Source organism: Cupriavidus sp. GW822-FHT02D05, assembly GCF_058802485.1.
This window is the reverse complement of the sequence record NZ_JBXAOE010000001.1, coordinates 215,313-235,052: the sequence shown is the minus strand read 5'-3', so window position 1 is coordinate 235,052 and position 19,740 is coordinate 215,313. Positions and strand designations below refer to the sequence as shown.

Sequence of the window (19,740 nt, the reverse complement as noted above, 5' to 3'; positions counted from 1 at the left end):
TGTGCGGCAGCGCGGGAAGCTGCCGACAAGCAATGAGAGTGGCTGGCTGGCGGGCGAGTTCCACCGCCGCGCAAAGGCGCCGCGTGCGGCCCGGACCGCGCGTCAAGCGCACGGATCGCGACAGGCGCGCACAGGATGCATCGCATGCGCCGCATGCGCCTCTTAGCGTTCCGATGTCTGCGTCGTCACCAGCCGCGGCCCGACCACGGCGTGGGCGCGGCGGAAATACTCGAGCGGCTGCGGGCGCCCGAGCAGGAATCCCTGCGCTTCGTCGCAGCCCTCGGCCTGCAGCAGGCTGAGCTGCTCGTCGGTCTCCACGCCTTCGGCCAGCACCGGGATCGCCAGGCTCTGGCCCAGCGCCAGAATGGCGCGGATGATGGCCTTGGCCTGCTGGCTGTCGGAGATTTCCGCGATAAAGGTGCGATCCAGCTTGATCTTGTCGAACGGGAAGGAGCGCAAGGTGTCGAGCGAAGAGTAGCCCGTGCCGAAATCGTCGATGGCAATGGTCACGCCCAGCGCCTTGATGCGGCGCAATATGTCCAGCGCCCGCTCCTTGTCGCCGATGATGGTCGATTCGGTGATTTCGAGTTCCAGCCGTCCCGCTGCCAGCCCGGTCTCCTCCAGCACTTGCGCCACCAGCGTGACCAGGTTGCCGTGGGTGATCTGCACCGGCGACAGGTTGACCGAGATCTTGCGCGGGAACGTCCACTGCGCGGCTTCCTGGCATGCGGTGCGCAGCACCCACTCGCCGATCGGCAGGATGGCGCCGCATTCTTCGGCCAGGGGAATGAAGCTGTCGGGCGCGATCAGCCCGCGCTCGGGATGATGCCAGCGCAACAGCACCTCGCAGCCGATGGCCTCACCGCTGGCAATGGCGGTCTGCACCTGGTAGTCCAGCACGAACTGGTTGGCGGCAATGGCGGTCCACAGCTCGCCGGCCAGCGCGCGCCGCTCGCGCTCGGCCTCGTCCATCCGGCTTTCGTAGAAGCAGATCGATTCGGACAAGCTGCCCTTGGCGCGGTACATCGCCAGGTCGGTATTGCTGACCAACTGGTCGCGATGGGTGCCGTCGCCGGGATAGATCGCAATCCCGATGCTCGCGCCCGTGGTCAGGTCAAAGCCATCGAGCCGCACCGGCTCGCTCAGGCATGTCACCAGGCGCGCGCTGAAGTCGCTCAGCTCGGCCTGCCGCTCGAAACGCTTCACGGCAATGAACTCATCGCCGCCGATGCGAGCGATGAACTCGCCCGGCTCCAGCTGGCTGGCGATGCGCTGGGACACCGCGCGCAGCACGGTGTCGCCGGCCGCATGCCCGTGCAGGTCGTTGATTTCCTTGAAGCGATCCAGGTCGATGCCAAGCGTTGCCACCCGGCTGCCCTGCCTTTGCGCGCGCTGCAGTTCTTCGTCCAGGTAGTCGTTGAAATAGCTGCGGTTGGGCAGGCCGGTGAGCCCGTCGTGGCGCGCCATGTACTGGATCTTGGCTTCGATGCGTCGCTGCTCGGTCACGTCCTCGCAGGTGGTCACCCACGAGCCGTCAGCCATGGCGCTGTGCGACAGCGCAATGGCGCGCCCGTCGGGCAACGCTTCCACGCTGCGCCATTGCTGGTGGCGGCGCAGGATCTCGCGGTGCCGCTCGCAAAGCGCCTGCGCGTATTGCTCCGCGCGGTCGTCGGACTGGCCAGCCTCGGCCTGCATATCGCCGCCAAGGCGGCTGGCGAGCACGCCTGGTGCCGCGATTTCGCTCTCGCGCACGCCAGCCATGGTACGGCACAGGGCGAGAAAATCCGCGCCTGGCACCAACGCCGCGCCCGCGCCGCGGAAGATGTCTTCCATGCGGCGATTGGTCAGGATGATCGTGCCATGCGGATCGAACAGGCACAGCCCCTGTGACATGTTCTCCAACGCCAGGTCCAGCGTGCGTGTCACCTCCGCAATGCGCTCGGCGTCGGCCTTTTGCTGCGTCATGTCGCGCGTGACCTTGGCATAGCCAAGCTGCTTGCCCTTGCGATCGAAGATCGGAGTGATCAGCACGTGGGCCCAGAAGCGGGAACCATCCTTGCGCAAGCGCCAGCAGCCTTCCGCCACAAAGCGGCCTGCCTCGCGCGCTTGCCGCAACGCCTGCTCGGGCAACCCCGCGGCGCGATCCTCCGGCGTGTAAAAGCATGAGAAATGCGCGCCCAGGATTTCGTCCCGGGTGTATCCCTTGGCCCGCTGCGCGCCGGGGTTCCAACTGCTCACGATGCCGGCGGGATCCAGCGCGTAGATCGCGTAATCGGTCACGCCAAGTACAAGCGTGCGAAAAAGTTCGGTCTCTCCGGGAGGGCCTTGGATGTGCGGCATGTAGGGTGCGGGTGTAGGGTCGATGCCGTCTCGTGCGGCGCTCGCCCCGACGAAAGGACAAGCCGCGTGCAAACGACAATCGACGGAACCGGCGCAGCCTGTGTGCCGGGACGTCGATTGGTATAACGGCAATGCGGGCGCGAAGTTTACCCTTGCGCCGGCAAAGCGCAACCCTGCGCGTCGCAAGCCGGGCCGCCGGCGCCATCCTGGCTGCCCACCTCCATGCGCCCGCCCTGCCGCGCAACCGCCCGCGCCAGGCTCTCCTGCCACGCCCGCGCGTCGCCAAGGAACGGGCCCACGTCCAGCACCGCAAATTGATCGGTGCCGTTTTGCAGCGCAAACGTGGGGAAGCCATGCCCGCCCAGACGGTTCAGCAGCGCGCGGCTGGCGGCCATATGCGCATGCGTCTTGTCACCGCCAATGTCCAGACAAAGGCCGGCAAAGCGCTGCGGGTCCAGTCCGGCCTGTCCGGCAAGATCGGCCAGCACCTGCGCATCGGCAATGCGCAGCCCGTCCACATAGTGCGCATGCTGCAGGCGCGCCAGCAGATCGGCGGCGGCCTCGACGCCGCCCAGCGCCTGCGCGGCCAGGATCGCGGTGGTAGGCGGCGCGGAGTCCATCATCGCGCTCTCGTCGCGCAGCAAGCCTTCGAAATAGCGCTCGCCGAACGGCTGGCCGGTGAGCGCGGCGATGCGGCGGTCGTGCGGCATCACGTAGTCGCGCCATTGCGCCGTGATGCGGCGGCGGTTGGCGCCCGTGAGCATGCCGCCGCCGTGCAGCGCGAGCGCGAGGCCAGGCACGTCGCGCGCGGCACGCACCAGCGGCGCGGCGCCGTAGCACCAGCCACACAGCGGGTCGTAGATGTAATGCAGGGTGAGACCGGACATGATCAATGCTTCCTGAGATTTGATGCAGGCGTCATGCGCATCGCGAAACGCGAAACGCGGCTTGGCGCACCGCCGTTATTTTGCGGGCCACTGCATTTCGCCCTTGATGACCTTGGCGCTCAGATCGAGCGAGTCCAGGCCGCCCAGCTGCGGATAGTGCCTTTGCATCGCCGCGCTCAGCGCCTTGGCATCCGGCGCGCGCGCCGCCTCTTGCTCAAACGTGCGCAGGTAGTCCCGCGTGAAGCGCACCGACGCCAGCGTCTGCGGCGCATCGTCCAGATAGTGCCCGGGCACGACCCGCGCTGGCTTCTTCGCCGCGATGCGATCAAGCATGGCGATCCAGTGCTGGCGCGAGGCCGGTGTTTGCGTATCGGCCACCCAGACGTGGCTCTTGCCGAAGACCACCACGCCGCCGGCCACGGTCTTGAGCGACGGAATCCACACCACCGTGCGCTCCGGCGCCTGGCCGTCCAGGCCCAGCACTTCCAGCTTGCTGCCCTCGAGCTCGATGGCATTGCCGGCCAGCGGCTCGGGCAGCACCAGCGCCTTGGGCGCATTGTCCTTCAGGATCGGGGCCCAGTAAGCCAGCTTGCCCGACATGGATGCCTGGATGGCCGCCACCGTTTGCGGCGTGGCAACGATCCTGGCCGCCGGGAACGCGGCCTTGAGCACGTCCAGCCCGAAGTAGAAATCCGGATCGCTGTGGCTGATGTAGATGGTGGTGAGTTTCTTGCCGCTGGCGCGGATGCGCGCAACCAGCGCCTCGGCGTCGTTGCGCTGGAACTGCGCGTCGATCAGCACCGCGTCGTGCGCGCCGGTGACGAGTTCGGACGAGACCGGGAAAATGCTCTTGGTGCCGGGGTTGTAGACCTCCAGCTTGAGCGCGGCTGCGGCCACTGCGGGCGTGCTGGCGACGATGCCCAGGCACAAGGCGGTGGCGAGGCCGCGCAGGAATCGGTTCAGGGTCAGGCTGGAGCGCATCGGGAGTCTCACATGGCTGGGGATCAAGGAAACCGCCAGCATAATTTGCACAGACCGGTACAAAAACCCCATAGAATGAACATCTTTGTTGCATCAATCGATTAAATAGGGCAACAAGCTACACCAACGCCACCCGCCAACCCATCCCATGGACCGCATTACCGCCGCCGAAGTCTTCGTCGCCATTGCCGAACGCGGCAGCATGACGGCCGCCGCCGAGGCGCTGGACATGTCGCGCGCCATGGTCACCCGTTATCTCGCGCAGATGGAAACCTGGGCCGAGCAACGCCTGCTGCACCGCTCCACGCGCAGCCTGAGCCTGACACCCGCCGGGGAGCAAGCGCTGTTGCGCTGCCGCCAGATGCTGGAGATCGCCGCCCAGATGGCGCGGCCCGAGCATGAGCGCGCGGGCATGCCGCGCGGCATGCTGCGCATCAGTTGCGCGCAATCGCTGGCCGAGTCCGTGCTTGCCGCGGCCGTGACGGCCTACCTGAAACGCTATCCGGAAACCGCCGTCGACCTGCATATCGCCAGCCAGGCGGTCAACCTGGTGGAGACGCGCATCGACCTGGCGATCCGCATCACCAACGACCTCGACCCCAACCTGATCGCACGCCCGCTGGCAAGTTGCGCCTCGGTGATCTGCGCCGCGCCTGCCTACATCGCCGCCCATGGCATGCCACGCCAGGCGCAGGACCTCGCCATGCACAACTGCCTCACCTACTCGTACTTCGGCAAAAGCCTGTGGCAACTGGAACGCGCGGGGGAAACGCTGGCGGTGCCGGTGCAGGGCAACCTCAGCGCCAATGAATCGACCGTGCTGCTGGCCGCCGCGGTGGCTGGCGCCGGCATTGCCATGCAGCCGCTCTACTCTGCCGCGCCGCTGCTGCACAGCGGGCAACTGGTGGCCCTGCTGCCCGGGTGGCAACCGCAGGCGCTTGGCATCCACGGCGTCTACGCATCGCGCCGGCAAATGCCGGCAATCCTGCGCACCATGCTGGACTTCCTTGCGGAGCGCTTTGCCGCGGACCCCGGATGGCAAGGCGCAGGAACCGCAGCCAGGCTTCCAGGCTAGGCGGGGCGGAGCGCCCCGCCCGCCGCATCACAGCCCCTTCAAAAGCCCCTTCAAAGGCCCCTTCGCTCAGGGCAACACGGGATTCGCCTGCGCGTTCGCCACGCGCCGGTCGGCATCCGCCTGCAGCAGGAAGCGCCTGGCCACCAGCCCGGCGGCCACGCTCTGCACCTTGGCCACATAGCCGGCCTGGTCGGTGTAGAGCGACTCCAGCGAGGGCCGCGTATCGCCAGCCGCAATGCGCGCGGCCTCGGTCTTGTGGAAGGGAATGTAGCTGCCGCTCAGGTTGACCAGATCCACAATGCCCGGCGTGGCCACGTAGTTGAACTCCAGGCTGGTGCCTACTGGCGCGTCCACGTCGACGCCGTGGATGCCGGCCTTGGTCAGCCCGGTCTGCGCGTCCACCTGCGGCACCATGATGGCGTAGTCCCGTCCCATGTACGACGGTGGCAGCAAGGTCGGGATGCCGGACTCATCCTGCGGGCGATAGGTCGGGCCGTAGTCGAGCAGCGGGAAGCCGTTATAGCGCGCCAGGTACTGCAGCGCGGGAATCGCAGCATTGCTGCCCGCGCCGGCCCAGGTAATGCCCTTGGTCACGGGGAAGGTCAGCTGATCGGGCCGCACCAGCGTGCCATCGGCGATGGCCGGAACCTGGCTGGCCGGCGGCGCGACATCACGAGCCACCCAGTCTTCCAGCGCGACGAACAGCGCGCGGAAGGTATCGGCAAAATCGACCATGGAACCTGCCGGGTACACCGTCGACGCTGGCGCGTAGCTGATCAGCGGCGACTTGCCGCCGTGCTGCGTGCTGGCGTAGTAGTAGATGCGCGCATTGTCAGGCTGCTTCAGGTCGGCAAAGCCGTAGGGATCGGTCAGCACCGGCGAGCCCTGCAATTGCCAGAACTCCGTGCCCGACAGGCCGAGGAAGAACTTCGGGCAAGTCTGCGTAGCGGTGCAGCGCTGCATGACGCCGCCGCTGCGGCCCGCCAGCGTGTCCTGGTAGTCGGCAGCCAGCCCGCGCGGCGCGGTCTGCCCGAAAGCGCGATGGTCGGTGCGCAGGCCACCGCCGCCACCCGGCACGGCGAAGCGCGTGTTGATATTGGTCTGGCGCGCGGCCACATGCGCGTAGATGCCGTCGAACACCTTGCTGTCATCCAGCGCCTGGTTAAAGCCAAGATGCAGGAAGGTCTTCATCGCGTTGCCCGATTGCGAAGTGCCCTGCCCGATGGCAAAGCGCACCGCGCCCGCCACCGGATTGGGCGTGCCCGCCGAATCCACGGCCTGGTGCCGGAAAAACGTGATGGTGTCGCGCAGCGCCGCCAGGCCCACACCCATCACCTTCGGGTCTTTCGCCACGTAGGTGATCTCGTAGAGATAGCCCGGCACGAAGCCGCCCTTGAGGCAGATGTTGGCGGCGTCGGACTTGCCCGGGAAGGGGTTGCCTGCGTTATCGCAGGTGGCGAACTTCCAGTCCGTGGCGGGAATCGCCACGCGCGGGTCGGTCTCGTTTACGCGCCGCGTCAGCGTGTAGCCCGGCAAGGTGTTGTCGAGGCTGGCTGGCGCATAGGGAATCATCGTGCTGTTGAACACGCCGCCCGGCAGGCTCATCGACGGGCTGGCAGCGCTCGGGATCAGCTCCGCCGCATACGGGCCGGTAATGCTGGTGCCGTCCTTGTTCTTTGCCACCGGCACCGCCAGAGTGAGCCTTGCCGCCGAGCTCTTCGGCACATCGCCCTGCCAGGCCGAGTACAGCAGCACGTAGCCGCGTTCGAAGTAGAGCGAATCCCCGGGCACCGCGGTGGGGTTCGGCATGGTCAGGATATTGCCGCGATTGGGCGCGTCGTAACGCAGCACGCCACCCGCCTTGCTCATGTCCTTGGGCTTGAGCATGACGAATTCCGTGGTGTACTCCACAAGCCCGCGGCCATTCACCGGGGCCAGCGCCAGGTCCTGGATGATGGCGTTATGCGCATCGGCGGGATCGACCTCGCCCTTGAGCGTGCCCGTGAGTTTTTCGTAGGCGCCTACGTTGCCATAGGTGCCAGGCATGTCTTCCCGCGCGGTGATGGTCAGCGTCATGCCCGGGGTGGCCGCCGCGGTGGACGTGACGGCGGTGCCCGTGTTTGCGCTCTCATCGTTGCCGCCGCAGGCGAGCAACGGCAAAGCTAGCGCCAGCGCCGCCGTGCGGCGCGCCAAGGTGATCTCCATACTTGCTCCTCTCTTGTCGTACGCCCTGCTAAGGGGGGCGTTGGCGCAAAGTGTAGGGAGCGTGGCAATATAAGGTAAATGGATAGTTTCGATGGATTATGCGGATAAACCGCTGAATCGCTTTTTGGGGCGCGTAGGCATTGCGGGAAGAACGCGCTTGGCGCTGCTACCAAAAGCTCGGCCATGGCAACGTGTCCAGCCAGCTTGTCACCCGGCCCGCCGCATAAAGACCCAGGCCGAATATCCCGTGCGTGACGAGGCTATGGAAGCGCGCGGCGGCGGGACGCGGCGTGCGGCTTGCTGCGACGCCGGCGCCCATGGCTGGCTGCATCAAAAAGAAGGGAGCCGCCACGCTGCCAATGCCAACGATCAGCGCGGGGCCGAGCGTCGGATGACGGACCCAGCCGTGGCCCCAGAAAGCGAGCAGCACGGCCGCAAATGCGATGCCGATCAGATAATGGGCGACCCAGCCAATCAGGCGTTCGCCCCGTACGCGCGGCGAAGCGGCAATGGGATCGTGGCGAAAGCGCCCTCGCGCCAGATGGGCGAGCCAGCGGCCTACCAGGGCATAGTTCAGTGGAGGAATGCCGAGCAGCCACTGTCGAGCCGCGGCCCAGATGTCCATCACCACGGTCGCGCCCGTCCCGATCAGGAAAGCGCACATCGGGTAGCCCACTGCGTCAGACATGGGTGGCACCCTTCAGCGCGCCTGACGCAAACGGCGCTCGGGCGCTGACCATCCAGCAGGCCGCAGTGAAGCGAACTTCAGCGCCGTGCACATAGGGATCGAAGGCGGTGCGGACCGTTTCGATGACCTGCACGCGCGTGCGCTCGTCCGCCTCTTGCAGGATCAGGCCAACGGGGCCGAGTTGGGACAGGTAGCCGACCAGTTCGTTCTCGGGGAAGGTGCATTCCACGTTGAGCGGCCGGATGTCGATCTCGGCCCAGCCGCTCTCCTCCAGCATGGAAGAGACCCAATGCCCTTCCGCGAAGGAGAACTGTCCCGGCGCACCTGGCCGGCGGGCGGGCATGCTCGGCAACAGCGGCGCAGCGGCGCGCTCGGCCGTCGTCATGAACGGATTTTCCGCGGCGCTGCGCCACGCGATAAAGCAGAGATCTGCGCCGTCCCGTGCGGCGTGGCGCAGGTTCTTGAAGGCCAGGACCGGGTTGTCGAAAAACATGACGCCGAAGCGCGAGATGATCAAATCGAAGCTTGCGGGCTCGAAGTCATGTTTCTGCACGTCGGCGCGGATGAAGCGTGCGGTGATGTCTTCGCGTTCGGCCCGCACCCGCGCAGCGGCGATCATCGGATCCGAAATGTCGGCGCCGGTGCAATGGCCCTTCGCGCCGAGCCGCCGCGCTACGGCGAGCGTGGTGCTGCCCGTACCGCAGCCCACATCCAGCACCCGGTGCCCGGCGCCGCCACGGACCGCTTTGACGAGCAGGTCTTCGAAGGGCTTGAACATCTGGTCGAGCGGCGCCTGCGCCTCGACCCAGGCGCGCCCGGAGCGGCCCCTCCAGAGCGCCGCCTGCTCGCTTTCGGCCTGTTGTGTGACGTCCATGATCGTTTTCCTTTGCTGCCCCAGGGAGCGGAAGCTAGACTGTGCCACTTCAAGTCGACTTGAGGTCAAGAGGGTGAAAAGCCTAGACATAGCCGAAGTGGCGCAGCAGTCCGGCGTTCCCGCATCGACGCTGCGGTTCTATGAGGAAAAGGGGCTGATTGCCTCCACTGGCAGGCGCGGGCTGCGCCGCCTGTTCGATGCCGGCGTGCTGGAACGGCTGGCGCTGATCGCGCTGGGGCGCGCCGCCGGCTTCTCGCTCGACGAAATTGCCCTCATGTTCGCGCCGCAGGGGCAGCCGCGTATCGACCGGCAGATGCTCGCGGCCAAGGCGGATGAGCTGGACAGGACGATCAAGAAGCTCAGCGCCATGCGCGACGGCCTGCGCCACGCCGCCGCCTGCCCGGCGCCTAGCCACATGGAATGCCCAACCTTCCGCCGCATCGTGCAGGCCGCCGCGTCCGGCGCCCTTGGAGCGCCGCCGAAGAAGGCGCCGCGATCGCCGCGAAAGTAGTTCCTGGAATCTCCATGGCCTTCGGGCTGGCCCCTCCCTCGCTGTGATAGGCTCGCGAACCGAGTTCATCGTCTCAAAGGCAGACTCCGGCCAATGCCCCATTTCTCCTCCACCCCTGCTCCCGTGGAACTTCATCGCCTGGACCCCGCAGCCGCAAGCCCAGCGCAATGGAAGCAGTTTCACGCGTTTCGACGGCTTCGGTTTGGTCAGGACTTCCCCAACGATCCGGTCATGCCGGACCACGAAGCTGAGAAGGTCCTGCGCCAGCAGCACCCGATTCACGAGACCCAGCGATTGCTGGCCCTGCGCAATGGCGAAATGGTTGGCATCCTGACCCTTTCGTGTCGCCGCGAAGGGTCACCCGGGAGCGAGGATTACCTCGACTATGTGGATATTTCGGGCGGGGTGCTGCGCGATCACCGGCGCCAGGGCGTTGGCAGGGCCCTTCTCCAAGGACTGGCGCACTTCATGGACCAGCGCGCCAAGCGTATCGCGACAACCAAGGTTCACCTGCCCGAGGGCCACGCGTACATGGCGCGGATCGGGGCTGATTGCAAGCTGCGCAATGTTGAGAATCGCTTGTTGTTTGACCAGGTAGACTGGGATGCGCTGGATCGATGGGTCGAGCCCCCCGCCTTACGCTGCTCGAAACTGTCGTGGGAAATTCATGCGGGACGCGTGCCAATGGCTAGGCTCGAATCCTTAATGGAACCCTTGACTTCGCTGCTGAACGAACAACCGCTCGGGACCCTCGACGGGCCCCGTCTGCGCTATGAGCTAGCGAGCTACCCGACCTGGTATGCGGATATGGACAGGCGCGGCGGGGATCATTTCATGGTGCTGCTGCGCGACGAGGGCAAGGTAGCCGCCGCTTGCGATGCCAACTGGGACCAACGGTTCGCGGACCGGGTTCACCAGAACCTGACGGCAGTCGCACAGCCCTGGCGTGGTCAGGGATTGGCCAAGGCGGTCAAGGCCCGCATGCTCAAGCTTGTTCAAGAGCGCCACCCGGAAGTGCAGATGGTCACTACCTACAACGCCAATGCCAACGCTGCCATGCTCTCGATCAACCGGCAGCTGGGCTTCGCGGTGCACCGCGAGGAAGCAACGTATCAGATTGGCAGAGCGGCTTTGGGAGCGTACCTGGCACGTTGCGGGTGAGGTATTTTGGCGCGGAGCAAACAATCCGTGCCAGGGCATCGTCGTAGACCGAATGCGCAGGGAGATGCGCCGAGAGCATTGAGCCTTGACCGCGCCGGCCCTCACCAAAGCTTGCGCAGCGCCTTCAGCCCCGCCGCGATGCCCGCCTCGTCGATCGCGCCGAAGCCAAACAGCAAGCCCGCGCGATCCTGCGGGCCAAGGTAGTACTCCTGCGTGGTCCAGACCCCAATGCCCTGCTTTCTCGCGCGCTCCGCCAGCGGCTCGAGATCGGCATGGCCAACGCATAGCGCGGCCAGATGCAGCCCGGCGGCGCAGGGCACCGGATCGAACCGGCCGCTGAAATCCGCGCGCAGGGTATCCAGCAGCAGCTGGCGGCGCACGCCATAGAGGCGGCGCATCTTGCGCACGTGGCGCGCCAGGTGCCCTTCGGCGATGAAGGCGGCGAGCGTGTCCTGCGCGGTGGCAGCGCAATGCCAGTCGCTGCACTGCTTGGCCAGCGTGAGCGCCTGCCGGGCCCACCGTGGGGCCACCACGAAGCCCAGCCGCAGCGTGGGAAACAGGCTCTTGGAGAAGGTCCCGACGTAGCACACGGATTCGGCGCGATCGAGGGTCTGCAGGGCGTCTAGCGGGCGCTCTCCGTGGCGAAACTCGCCATCGTAATCGTCTTCGACGATGACCGCGCCGTGCGATTGCGCGAACGCAAGCAAGGCCGCACGCCGCGCCGCCGACATGGCATGGCCGAGGGGAAACTGGTGCGATGGCGTGACGTAGATCACTCGCGCATCAGCAGGCAGCCGCTCCACCACCAGCCCTTGCGCGTCCACCGGCACCGGCACGATCCTGGCGCCGGCAGCGGCAAAGGCAGCACGGGCCGGCGGGTAGCCCGGGTCCTCCACCGCCACCACGGTGCGCCCGGGTGTCACCAGCACGCGGGCCAGCAGGTCGAAGGCCTGCTGCGCGCCCGCCGTGACCACCACGTCGCCAGCCTGGCAGGCGACCGCGCGCGCAAACGAGACGTGGCTGGCAATGGCCTCGCGCAACGCGGGCTGCCCCTGCGGGTCGGCATAGGCCACCGGCGCATGCGTCATCGCCCGCATTGCGCGCGCCGTCAGGCGCCCCCACAGATCTGCCCGGAATGCCGACAGGCTGGGCACGCCTACGCGAAAATCAAAGCGCGGCACCAGGGGTGAAGCTTCCCGAGGCGGCAAGGGCGGCGCGCGCCAGAACGCGGCCAGCCGGCGCTCAGCCTCGGGCGCGCCGGGCTGCGGGGCTGGCTCGCGCGTGGGCGCCAGCAGCCCCGCCACATAGGTGCCGCCACGATCGCGCACCACCACGTAGCCCTCGCTCAGCAGCAAGTCGTAGGCGGCCACGACGGTGTTGCGCGACACCCCACAGGCCTGGGCCAGCGCGCGCGTAGCAGGCAGGCGCAAGCCGGGGCGCAGGCGCCCGTCCAGGATTGCCTCCTTAAGCTGGCCGTGCAGGCTGCGCAGCAAATGGCGCGAGCCGGGTACCGGCAAGCGGATCGGGAAGGCGAATTCTGGATCCATAAATTTCCTAATTTCTGGCTCTTTTCCAGTACCAGTTTGCCGTCTTATCCTGACCCTGTCATCCCCCATGAGGTGCCTGGAAATGAAACGTTCCGAGCTTTCGATGTTGCTGTCTCTGGCCGCCCTGTGGGGCGCCTCCTACCTGTTTATCCGTCTGGGTGCGGGTGAGTTCGGCGCCGTGCCGCTGGCAGGCGCGCGCGCCGGTGGCGCGGCCCTGCTGCTGCTCCCGCTGCTGGCCTGGCGCGGCGGGCTGGCCGGCCTGCGCCGCCGCTGGTGGGCGATCGCCGTGGTAGGGATCACGAATTCCGCGCTGCCCTTCGTGCTGTTCAGCTTTGCCGCGCTGACCATTCCCGCCGGGCTTTCCGCCATGTTCACCGCGGCCACGCCCCTGTTTACCGCGCTCATCGGCTGGCTGTGGCTGCGTGAAAGCCTGGAAGCGCCGCGCATAGGCGGGCTGGCCCTGGGCTTCGCCGGCGTGCTGTGGCTAGTGTGGGATAAGGCCGGACTGCAGCACGGCGCCGCGGGCAAGGCCGCCGGCCTGGCTGCGCTGGTCTGCCTGGCCGCTACCCTGCTCTATGGCTTCTCCGCCAACTTCACCCGCAAGTACCTCGCGGACGTGCCGCCGCTGACGGTGGCCGCGGGCAGCCAGCTCGCATCGGCTCTGCTGCTGTGCGCGCCTGCAGCCTGGCTGTGGCCCACCACGCAGCCAAGCGCGCACGCGTGGCTGGCACTGGGCGCGTTGACCGCCGCCTGCACCGCGCTGGCCTATGTGCTCTTCTTTCGCTTGATCGCCAAGGCGGGACCCGCGCGGGCAATGACCGCGCTATTCCTGATCCCGGCCTTCGGTGTGTTGTGGGGTGTGCTGTTCCTGGGAGAGCGCATCTCCCCTTCGATGCTGCTGGGCTGCGCCGTGATCCTGGCCGGCACCGCCCTGACAACGGGCGTTGTGCGCGGATGGAGCAAGCGCCTGGCAAGCTAGCAAGGCGCAGGGATGCGGACTGGATTCACGGGGGACTGGAAAAAGCTTCGGCGCGCCACAGTGGGCGCGCCGATTCGCAGGCAGCGTGGGGACGCTGCGATATGCCTTCTTTACCACGGATGCTGTGGATCCCGGGGAACCCTCAGGCCGGCAGTGCCTGTGCCACTACGGTGGCCATGGAGCCGCTGGCAACGCAAACCAGCGCCCAGCCTGCCAACATCCGGAAACTCTGCCAACGGTTCATGATGCGCTCCTGGTATCCGCGCGTCGTTACGGTGACGCCGCGGGGTGATGCATGCAGTCTGGCACTTCGGTCATCGAGACCTGAGAGGTACCGGTTTTGACTCAGGCCCTTGCGCCGTCGGTGTACACGTCACGTGCGCCGCTGCGGGCACCGTCGAAGTACGGGTTGCGCTTGTCATTGCGGGCGCCATCGGTGTACGGGTCGAACTTGCGGCTGGGTTCAGACGACACACCGCTGCGATCCAGGCCTGCGACGGTACGGAAACCATCCGTGTACGGGTCGGTCTTGCCAACGCGGGCACCATCGGTGAACGGATCGGCCTTGCCGGCGCGTGCGCCTTCGGTGAAGGTATCGAACTTGCCGCTGCGGGCGCCGTCGCTGTAGACGTCGCGGGTGCGGTATTCATAGCCGTACTTGTCGGCGGTAACGGTTGCGGCGGCCTGGGCATGGCCAGCAGCGAACGCTGCGGCGAGGGTGGCGGCGGTGAGCAGGGACTTGGCAAAAAGCTTGGTGTTCATGATGTTCTCCAATCGAAGCATGGGTCCGGGGGTCTGCTTTGGCCGCGGGGACCGGGTTTTAGCTGGTTCGTCGTTTTTTCTGCCTTCTTACCTATCACTAGGTAGAGAAGCGGAGCAAAAAAAATGACTTTCGTCTTTGTTCCTCATTTGCTGCATTGGAAACCGGCTGGCTGGGCCTTGTCTGCTTGGCGTTACCTTGCTGCGGCATCCATGGAACACATCTTATCTACCTGTAAGTAGATAGTCAAGGGTTTTTACTAGGTTGTACTTACGATATCCACCAATGGCATAAGCAGCACAAACCAAAGAAGGTGTTCATGAGTCACTATTTGGCGCTATAGCCCTTTGATGCCCCGCGTGTACTACGCTTTTGGGGTGCGCGGACAACGAGGGATTGCCGCATCGCGGCATCGCGAGCAAACTCTCCGGGCCATGCCCGGGCATCCCCGCGCACGCATCAGCAGCACTCGACTCATCCGCACCGGCGCCCGCGCGGTGCCACCGGGAGGCCTTACAGCCATGAGCGCAGACACCGCTATCGGAAGCCTGGAACCCCCTGGCCCGCAAGCCATTGTTGCGGCGGGCCTGGCCATCGAGCAGGAGGCAGCCACCGCGGCGTTCTCCCCGATGGAGTCGCGCCGCCACCAGATGTGGCCCCTGCTTACCGCCGCCGAGATCGTGCGGCTCCAGCATTTCGGCACACTGCGGCAGTGGCGCGCCAATGAATACCTGTTTCGCACCGGCGACCCTGCCCACGGCATGGTGGTTGTATTGCGGGGCCGCGTGCGCGTCTTGCAGCGCGACGCGCGCGACCGTGCGTCGGTGGTCGGCGAGCACGGGCCGGGCAACTTCCTTGCCGAGGTGGGGCAGCTATCGGGCAAGCCCGCGCTAGTCGACGGCCTGGCGCTGGAGGACATCGAGGCCATCTCGATTCCACCCGATCGGCTGCGCGCGCTGATGGTCGCGGAAGCCGATCTGGGCGAGCGGATCATGCGTGCGCTGATCCTGCGCCGCGTTGGCCTGATCGAGCGCGGCAATGGCCCGACGCTGCTGGGCCGCGGCAGCGACGCGCGCCTGCTGCATCTGCAGGCGTTCCTGCGGCGCAACGGCTATCCCCACACCGTGGTCGACGCGGATACCGATCCCGATGCGTGCGCCCTGCTCGATTTCACCGCCGCCGCGCCCGGCGACTTTCCGCTGGTGATCTGCCCCGGCGGCGCGGTGCTGCGATGTCCGGACGCGGGCCAGCTTGCCACCTGCCTGGGCCTGCTGCCCGAATTCGACCCGGACTATATCTACGATGTGATCGTGGTGGGTGCCGGTCCGGCGGGTCTCGCCACCGCGGTGTATGCCGCTTCCGAAGGCCTGTGTGTTGCGGTGTTCGACAGCCTTGCGCCAGGTGGCCAGGCCGGCGCCAGCTCGCGCATCGAGAACTACCTGGGCTTCCCCACGGGTATTTCCGGGCAAGCATTGGCCGGCCGGGCCTTTGTGCAAGCCCAAAAGTTCGGCGCGCACCTTGCCATCCCCTTGCAGGTGAGCGCGCTGCATTGCGGCGAGCATCCGCAGCGCATCGAGCTGAGCGATGGCCGCAAGATTGCGGCCCGGACCGTGGTCATTGCCAGCGGTGCGGCTTATCGCCACCCCGCCATCGCGGAACTCGATCGCTACGAAGGACGCGGCGTCTACTACTGGGCCTCCCCGGTGGAAGCCCGCCTGTGCAACGGCGAAGAGGTCGTGCTGGTGGGCGGCGGCAATTCCGCAGGGCAGGCCGCAGTGTTCCTGGCCGCGCACGCCAAGCGCGTGCACATTCTCATCCGGGCATCAGGGCTGGAGGCCAGCATGTCGCGCTACCTGATCGAGCGCATCGCGGCCCAGCCCAATATCGAACTGCATACCGGCACGGAGATCGTCGCCCTGGGCGGGGAAGAACGCCTGGCCACCATCGGCTATCGCTCGCGCGACAGCGATCGCGTGACCGAGGTGCCGGTCCGGCATCTGTTCCTGTTTACTGGTGCCGACCCCAATACGGGATGGCTCGCCAGCTGCAATGTGCGCGTGGACGCGAAGGGATTCGTGCTGACCGGCACAGACACGGCGCATGAAGGCACCATGCCGGCATCCACGCTGGAGACCAGTGTGCCAGGCATTTTTGCAATCGGGGACGTGCGCTCGGGTTCCACCAAGCGGGTTGCGGCGGCCGTGGGCGAAGGCGCGGCGGTGGTCGCGCAGATCCACGGCTACCTGGAAAAAATGAAACAGCCGGAGCCGGGAACGCTTGCCATGTAAGCGCTGCCGGGCACCTTGCAAACACCGGACGATGAATTTACTCCTGCCGTTGCACGCCGGCAATCGACCGTGTGGACGGCGCGCGACAGGGCCTGAAATGCGCTTTTATTTACTATATTGGTTGCATGGCAGGAGCTTCAATTCGAAGCCGTCGATAGCGGGAGGTTGCCATGCGTTCGCTTGCAGACATGTTTAGTCCGCCCACCCCGGAGAAAATCGCAGCAAGGGAATTGCAGCAAATGCGGCTTACCTTATTCCAAGCCGAGCGTCGTCTGCTGGAGGCACAGATGCAGGTCGACTACTACCGCGACCTGGTCGCCTTCCTGGAGGAGGTGACCGCCTCTGGCGTCGAGAGCGTCGTGGACAAGCGGCGCGCACCCGTTGCCGCGGAGCATGCGCAAGCGCCCCGCTCCGCGCCCGGCCTCATCACGGTGCCTACCGTACCTTCAGCAGCCTGACGGTTTGCCGTCAGGCCATGCCGCGCGGCTTGAAGCCGCCGCGGCCATCCGCTCGCATGACACGCGGCGCTTGCTGAAGCGTTCCCGATTGCCCAGCCGCCGGCACCGCGCCGGCGCTGTGCGATACTTGCCGCCTCACGCGGCCACCCCCATGCCATCCGCACAGACACATTGCCCCGCACCGGGCAGTGGCGCCCAGCGCGCTCGCCGTGCCGGCAAGGGGGCCCGATCAGGATCCGGGAACAAGGAACATCGAAATGAGCGCACTGCTGCCAGCCATTGAAATCGAAACCGCGCCGTCACCCACGTGGTCGGTCATCTGGATGCACGGGCTCGGCGCCGACGGCAGCGATTTCGTGCCCGTGGTGCCGGAGCTGGGCCTGGCGTCCGCGCCCGGCGTGCGTTTCGTGTTTCCCAATGCGCCGGCCATCCCGGTTACCTGCAACGGCGGCTACGTCATGCCGGCCTGGTACGACATCCAGTCGCTCGATGACGCCCGCCGCCATGCGGACGAGGCCGGCATCCGGGTCTCCCGCGATGCCATCCGCGCCCTGATCGCGCGCGAGAACCAGCGCGGTGTGCCCAGCCACCGCGTGGTGCTGGCGGGGTTCTCGCAAGGCGGGGCCGTGGCCTATACCACAGCCCTGACGCATCCCGAAGCGCTGGGCGGCATCATTGCCCTTTCCACCTATATCCCCGCGCCGGCAATGCTTGCCGCCGAGTTCAGCGAAGCCAACCGCGCCACGCCGATCTTTGCCGGACACGGCAGCGAGGACGATGTGGTGGCCGTGCAGCTCGGCCTGCTGGCGCGCGAGACCGTGGAAAAACTCGGTTGCAAGGTGGAATGGCACACCTACCGCATGTCTCACTCGGTCTGCATGGAAGAGATCAAGGCGATCGGCGCCTGGCTGAATGCGCGCTTCGCGGCGGCCGGGAAATCCTGACCCGCACGCACGCCGCCCCGGCACCGGATAGCGTGGTAGGCTCGCGCCCCACCGCACGATTTGCAAGTCATGATGAAAACCTCTTCCCCCGACGCTTCTGCTTCCGCTTCCGCCCCCACGCCAGCGCCCGCACTCAAGCTCGACTTCAATACCCGCAAGGCCTTGCTGTTTGCGCTCGCCGCCGAGCGCTTGTCGGCATTCTACGAGCACCGCCAATGGATGACCGATGCCCAGGGCGCCACCCTGGCGAGCCTGTGGCTGTCGCGCTCCAAGCTGCAACTGGCGCTGGCCGAGCGGCGCTTGCTGTCGCAACTGAGCGATCAGTTCGCGCGCCAGCTCGCCGGCACGCTCTCGCGCGAGGCCGGGCTGTACACCGCCCACGAAATGATGGAAGCGCTGGACCCCAATTACCAGTCGGCCTTTGCGCACGACCTGCTCGATGAGTGCGAGCGGCTGCTGCATGAGAACGGCGTGACTGAGTGATGACGGGGCAAGCCGGCGCGCGATGCGCCGCGTCCCGCCATGGGGCATCAGCGACTGGCTACGCTGGCCGGGCCGCGGCTCTTGTCGAACTGCTCGGCATCGAGCTGGCGGAACACCAGCGCCGATAGCAGCGTGATCATGCCCACGGTGAAGAACGCCAGCCGGTAAGCTGTGCCGGCCACGCCCAGCTGGGCTGTGAACATGCTGACCAGCCCGCCGCCGATGGTGACCCCGAGGCCGATTGCCAGCATCTGCACCATCGAGAACAGGCTGTTGCCGCTGCCCGCGTCTTCCACGCTCAAACCCTTGAGCGTCACGCTGTTCATGGCAGCAAACTGCATGGAGTTGGTGGCCCCGAACAAAGCGAGCTGCGCAATGGCAAGGCCCACGGGCCATCCCGGCGCAATCGCTGCGAACGAGGCGATCGAGCCACCTACCAATACCGTGTTGACCAGCAGGAAGTTGTCATAGCCAAAGCGCTTGACCAGCGGCACGATCCAGCGTTTGGCAACCACGCCGGCCAGTGCGGCCGGCAGCAGCATCAGCCCCGAATGCAACGGGGAATATCCCATCTGCAACTGCAGCAGCAATGGCATCAGGAACGGTACCGCACCCGAGCCGATGCGGCACACCAGGTTGCCGGCCAGGCCCACGCTGAAATTGGGCTCGCGAAATAGCGCCAGCCGGAACAGCGGACTTTGACGGCGCCGCGCATGCGGGATGTAAAGCAGCGCGGACAGCAGGCTCAGCGCGAACAGGCTGCCGCTCCATGCCGCGTGGCTTGCCTCGCGCGGGGTGTCCAGCGCCAGCGAGAACGCCACCATGCAAAGCGACAACAGGCCGCAGCCAACAAAGTCGAACGGTGGCGCACGGCCAATGGTGTGGTCGGGCAGGTAGCGCAAGACCGCCAGCATCCCGATGGCGCCCACGGGCACATTGATCAGGAAGATCCAGTGCCAGGCCACCGACTGCACGATCCAGCCGCCCAGCACCGGGCCAAAGATCGGCCCGACCTGCCCCGCCACCGAGACAAAGGCCAGCGCCGCGATGTAATGCTCGCCGGAGACGCTGCGCAGCACCGCCAGCCGGCCGATTGGCAGCAGCATGGAGCCGCCCACGCCCTGGATCACGCGGGCAATCACGAGCTGGTCCAGGCTCTGCGCACCCGCGCAGAACAGCGAGCCCAGCACAAAGATCAGGATCGCGGCGAAGTACACGCGACGGGTGCCGAAGCGGTCGGCCAACCAGCCCGAGGCCGGCGTGAGCATGGCCATGGTCAGCGTGTAGGCCACTACCACGGGCTTCATGTCGAGGGGGCTTTCGTTGAGGCTGCGCGCCATCGCGGGCAACGCGGTGTTGACAATGGTGGTGTCGAGCGTTTGCATGAAAAAGCCCGCTGCGACGATCCACAACATGGCCTTTTGCGAGGTTTGGCTGGTCATCTGGTACGTCTCGAGGCAAGTGCCGGCAATCAGGGGCAATGACCGGCGCGGCATCTGGAGTGGACCGTCGAAGAAGCGATCGGGGCAAAACCAGTGCCAGGAATGCTGCCGATGTTA

General features: G+C 66.4%; 17 protein-coding genes. 8 read left to right on the top strand and 9 right to left on the bottom strand.

Features of this window, described 5'->3' with window-relative positions; translation table 11 throughout:
- Nucleotides 1-162: 162 nt before the first annotated feature.
- The 3 genes from AC1RQK_RS01070 to AC1RQK_RS01060 form a co-directional block, all read right to left on the bottom strand.
- On the bottom strand, nt 163-2,340 hold the full coding sequence (locus tag AC1RQK_RS01070) for a sensor domain-containing protein (RefSeq protein ID WP_492807209.1): 2,178 nt from the start codon (nt 2,338-2,340) through the stop codon (nt 163-165).
- A gap of 146 nt (nt 2,341-2,486) precedes the next feature.
- Complete coding sequence (locus AC1RQK_RS01065) at nt 2,487-3,227, bottom strand: DsbA family protein (protein ID WP_492807207.1); 741 nt, start codon at nt 3,225-3,227, stop codon at nt 2,487-2,489.
- A 75-nt stretch (nt 3,228-3,302) separates the two neighbouring features.
- Nucleotides 3,303-4,208 (bottom strand): MBL fold metallo-hydrolase, encoded by a 906-nt coding sequence (locus AC1RQK_RS01060; RefSeq protein ID WP_492807205.1) that lies wholly within the window; start codon nt 4,206-4,208, stop codon nt 3,303-3,305.
- A 148-nt stretch (nt 4,209-4,356) separates the two neighbouring features.
- Between AC1RQK_RS01060 and AC1RQK_RS01055 the strand changes: the two genes are divergently transcribed.
- The gene (locus AC1RQK_RS01055; protein WP_492372003.1) at nt 4,357-5,283 is read left to right on the top strand and encodes a LysR family transcriptional regulator; all 927 of its coding nucleotides are present in this window, start codon (nt 4,357-4,359) and stop codon (nt 5,281-5,283) included.
- Between the two features lie 66 nt (nt 5,284-5,349).
- Here AC1RQK_RS01055 and AC1RQK_RS01050 read toward each other — a convergent pair whose 3' ends face one another.
- The 3 genes from AC1RQK_RS01050 to AC1RQK_RS01040 all read right to left on the bottom strand — a co-directional run bounded on the left by AC1RQK_RS01050 (nt 5,350) and on the right by AC1RQK_RS01040 (nt 9,050).
- Entirely contained in the window at nt 5,350-7,488 is a 2,139-nt protein-coding gene (locus AC1RQK_RS01050) for an alpha/beta hydrolase domain-containing protein (RefSeq protein WP_492807203.1), read from the bottom strand.
- 166 nt (nt 7,489-7,654) lie between these two features.
- A complete protein-coding gene (locus AC1RQK_RS01045) occupies nt 7,655-8,176 on the bottom strand; it encodes a DUF2938 domain-containing protein (RefSeq protein WP_492807201.1) in 522 nt (173 codons plus the stop codon).
- A complete protein-coding gene (locus AC1RQK_RS01040; RefSeq protein ID WP_492807199.1) occupies nt 8,169-9,050 on the bottom strand; it encodes a class I SAM-dependent methyltransferase in 882 nt (293 codons plus the stop codon). The genes AC1RQK_RS01045 and AC1RQK_RS01040 overlap by 8 nt, the downstream gene beginning before the upstream one ends.
- 73 nt (nt 9,051-9,123) lie before the next feature.
- On the opposite strand from AC1RQK_RS01040, the gene AC1RQK_RS01035 reads away from it, so the two are divergent.
- Together AC1RQK_RS01035 and AC1RQK_RS01030 are read left to right on the top strand one after the other, a co-directional pair.
- Nucleotides 9,124-9,561, top strand: a complete 438-nt coding sequence (locus AC1RQK_RS01035) for a helix-turn-helix domain-containing protein (protein WP_492807197.1) — start codon at nt 9,124-9,126, stop codon at nt 9,559-9,561.
- A gap of 93 nt (nt 9,562-9,654) precedes the next feature.
- A complete protein-coding gene (locus AC1RQK_RS01030; protein ID WP_492807195.1) occupies nt 9,655-10,722 on the top strand; it encodes a GNAT family N-acetyltransferase in 1,068 nt (355 codons plus the stop codon).
- Between the two features lie 101 nt (nt 10,723-10,823).
- On the opposite strand, the gene pdxR is transcribed toward AC1RQK_RS01030, so the two are convergent.
- Nucleotides 10,824-12,269, bottom strand: coding sequence for a MocR-like pyridoxine biosynthesis transcription factor PdxR (pdxR, locus tag AC1RQK_RS01025; RefSeq protein WP_492807193.1), 1,446 nt, complete (start codon nt 12,267-12,269; stop codon nt 10,824-10,826).
- An 82-nt stretch (nt 12,270-12,351) separates the two neighbouring features.
- Here pdxR and AC1RQK_RS01020 point away from each other — a divergent pair, with 82 nt between their 5' ends.
- Complete coding sequence (locus tag AC1RQK_RS01020) at nt 12,352-13,248, top strand: DMT family transporter (protein ID WP_492807191.1); 897 nt, start codon at nt 12,352-12,354, stop codon at nt 13,246-13,248.
- Between the two features lie 345 nt (nt 13,249-13,593).
- On the opposite strand, the gene AC1RQK_RS01015 is transcribed toward AC1RQK_RS01020, so the two are convergent.
- A complete protein-coding gene (locus tag AC1RQK_RS01015) occupies nt 13,594-14,010 on the bottom strand; it encodes a hypothetical protein (RefSeq protein WP_416052389.1) in 417 nt (138 codons plus the stop codon).
- Between the two features lie 519 nt (nt 14,011-14,529).
- Between AC1RQK_RS01015 and AC1RQK_RS01010 the strand changes: the two genes are divergently transcribed.
- From AC1RQK_RS01010 to AC1RQK_RS00995, 4 genes are all read left to right on the top strand, one after another.
- Nucleotides 14,530-16,296: an FAD-dependent oxidoreductase gene (locus AC1RQK_RS01010; protein WP_492807189.1), complete on the top strand. Its 1,767-nt coding sequence runs from the start codon at nt 14,530-14,532 to the stop codon at nt 16,294-16,296.
- Between the two features lie 170 nt (nt 16,297-16,466).
- On the top strand, nt 16,467-16,754 hold the full coding sequence (locus AC1RQK_RS01005) for a hypothetical protein (RefSeq protein WP_253929278.1): 288 nt from the start codon (nt 16,467-16,469) through the stop codon (nt 16,752-16,754).
- Nucleotides 16,755-17,011: 257 nt separating this feature from the next.
- Nucleotides 17,012-17,698 carry an alpha/beta hydrolase gene (locus tag AC1RQK_RS01000; RefSeq protein ID WP_150989309.1) on the top strand — a complete coding sequence of 229 codons (687 nt, stop codon included), beginning with the start codon at nt 17,012-17,014 and terminating at the stop codon, nt 17,696-17,698.
- Nucleotides 17,699-17,770: 72 nt separating this feature from the next.
- On the top strand, nt 17,771-18,181 hold the full coding sequence (locus tag AC1RQK_RS00995) for a hypothetical protein (RefSeq protein ID WP_492807482.1): 411 nt from the start codon (nt 17,771-17,773) through the stop codon (nt 18,179-18,181).
- Nucleotides 18,182-18,228: 47 nt separating this feature from the next.
- Here the strand turns inward: AC1RQK_RS00995 and mdtD are convergent, their stop codons facing one another.
- Nucleotides 18,229-19,623: a multidrug transporter subunit MdtD gene (gene mdtD / locus AC1RQK_RS00990; protein ID WP_492807186.1), complete on the bottom strand. Its 1,395-nt coding sequence runs from the start codon at nt 19,621-19,623 to the stop codon at nt 18,229-18,231.
- Nucleotides 19,624-19,740 lie beyond the last annotated feature (117 nt).